The 296-nt window shown below is 50.7% G+C and carries 1 pseudogene; it reads right to left on the reverse strand.

The features are described 5' to 3' along the window. Positions 1-35 precede the first annotated feature (35 nt). Positions 36-296, reverse strand: a pseudogene (locus FW758_RS24925) (tyrosine-type recombinase/integrase); the annotation flags it as partial.

Genomic DNA, 296 nt, shown 5'->3' on the forward strand with positions numbered 1-296 from the left:
TCTAGTTGTTCTAATTGATATTGTTATCGTTATCGTCATAACCACCCCACTAACATTGGCTCGTCCGGCTCACTCGGCTCAGTGGTCGATTGGCGCATAATCTCGGGCGCCACATCATCAAACCCCAGCGTGATTAAGTGTGCGTGGTAGGCATCCAACGCCATCAACATGCCCTTATCTAGGGTGCTGTTGACGTAAGTGCGCAGCAATAATGGCAAGGTGTGATTCAATATCCGCTCACCCACCATGGTATCTACGCCCATGTCGGCAATAATGGTGCGGCACAGTTTGCGCAG

The sequence above is a fragment of the Shewanella sp. 1180_01 genome, from assembly GCF_052850535.1.